We start from the raw sequence: 2106 nt of genomic DNA, 5'->3' as shown, positions 1-2106 counted from the left end.
CCGCCCTTCTTCCTGCCGATTTTCGGGTTTCGTCCGGCTCCCTTCAGGACATTCGAGAACAGCGATATGGTCGTGGAGTCCATCACGTACAGTTTTTGCGCCCATTCATAGTCGCGACTGTCCGGTAAAAAACGGCCGAACTTTTCGTAGAGCGACTTGTAGACGGCTTCGAAGAACTTGCAGGGCCGTCTGTTGTTCGCGTCGGAGAAAGTGCTCATCTTCAGCGATCCCGTGAACCCGGCGTGCCACAGGTGCCTCGCTTCCGTGTTCACTCCCGTAAGGATTTCGCGCAGGGACCTGTAATTTTTGAATACAGCGAACAACAGCACGAGCAGGTGCTGGAACCCGTCGAACTTCTTGACATAGCGTTCCCCGCCAACGCTGCGGGATTGCTTCAGAATTTCGCCTTTAGAGAGGTATTTTGTGATTTGTGCGTATATCGGCTGTCCGGTAAAATTTCTACATTCCATAGTGCTTTTGAATTTGTTTTATGTGCAAAAGAAACTATAGTCAAAAGCGGCGGCTCCCGGAAACGGAAGTCGCCTTTTTTGTTAGATTTCAGGTTGAATTAAAAAGTTTTACCGGACACTAATAATTATCTATCATACGAACACGCCCTTTATTTTATTTTGCATCTAATTTTCTAATCTCAGTTATCATTGGGCAAACTATTGCAATGCAAATAATTAAAATACCTGATAGTAAAAACCAATGATTTACACCGATTCTATCAGCAAAGAACCCAGATAGAATTAACCCAATTGGCATAGCAAGTGACATGATACTTCCGGTCAAAGAAAATACACGTCCTAAATATTCAGGCTTAATTTTCTCCTGAAAAAGAGCTGTTTGCACACCGCTGTAAAACGGAACCGAAAGCCCCATTATTGCACAGCAGACTACAAATATGAAAAATCCACTTTGAGGAAGTAATCCTGAAATGGTTAAGCTTATCCCCATCATAAAAATTGATGCCGTTATTAATAAGATTCGCTTTTGGTAATTCCCAAATAACCCTAATAATAGACCCCCTATCAACATACCAGAGGCATAAGCAATCTCCGTAATAGAAATATGCATCGGTGTACCATTAAAATATTCCATAGTGATTAAAGGATATAATGCATTTATGGGCATATAAACAAACATATATAATGTTCCAACGAGTAATAAAGCAAATAATCCTTTATTTTGCCGTAGTACAGCCATTCCTTCTTTCATTTCTCTTATGAAATTTGGTTTCAAACTTTGCACTTGATCACCTAGCTTAGGAATACGTACAATTGCTACCGTAATAGATGCAATCACAGCCCCCAATACATCGATGGCAATAATAGCATTTAGTTCCCAAACGGAGTATAAGAGTGCTGCAACCGCCGGACTAACAATATAGCTTATAGACTGCAAAGACTGACTATAGCCTGCACATTTCGTAAGCTGTTCTTCTGGTACTAAAAGTGGAGTAACCGCATTGAGAGCCGGGGTATGAAAAGCTGTTCCAATGCTACGGATGAACAATACTACCATAACCATCCAGATAGGTAACTCCATATACAATGCAACAATAGCTAGCACGGCCCCAGCTGCTGCGATAATTAAATCAGCACCAATCATTATCTTCTTCCTATCATGACGATCCACTAATACACCAATGGCTGGTCCAAAGACCGCATAGGGTAAAAAACCTACAAGTGAAGCCATAGACAAGACCATCGCAGATCCTGTTTTTTCTGTAAGGTAAAAAATAATCGCCATTTGCAGGATGGCACTAGTGATTAATGATACTGCCTGCCCTGCCCATATTGTATAAAACTTAAGTTTCCAATTGTTGTATTTTTCCATTTATACCTTAATTCCGCAATACTTTGATTTAACTTTATTTATAAGTTCCTGAGCAACAAAAAGTTGCTCAGGATTTTGCCATGTCAGATTTTTCACTTATCTTAGTATTGCAAATCAAAACAAGCGTAAATCGTAACAAGACATGGCAAAGGTACAAATAAAATCTGAACTTTTGGAGGAATTTTTTCAATCATGGAGCAATTTGACTCCATGCTTTCACCTATTATCGACCAGACACTTGGTCAGAGATGCCGCAGTATCATC

The 2106-nt window shown here is 40.5% G+C and carries 2 protein-coding genes; both read right to left on the bottom strand.

Going from position 1 to position 2106, the window contains the following annotated elements; translation table 11 throughout:
• Positions 1 to 470 (bottom strand): DUF4372 domain-containing protein (locus B0H50_RS12915; RefSeq protein WP_146193778.1); only part of this gene is annotated, 470 nt, incomplete at its 3' end.
• 154 nt (positions 471 to 624) lie between these two features.
• Entirely contained in the window at positions 625 to 1842 is a 1218-nt protein-coding gene (gene mef(A), locus B0H50_RS12910) for a macrolide efflux MFS transporter Mef(A) (protein ID WP_027625762.1), read from the bottom strand.
• Positions 1843 to 2106 lie beyond the last annotated feature (264 nt).

Origin of the sequence: Hallerella porci (assembly GCF_003148885.1) — a bacterium.
Classification (GTDB): Bacteria; Fibrobacterota; Fibrobacteria; order Fibrobacterales; family Fibrobacteraceae; genus Hallerella; species Hallerella porci.
This window is presented reverse-complemented; position numbering and strand designations above follow the sequence as displayed.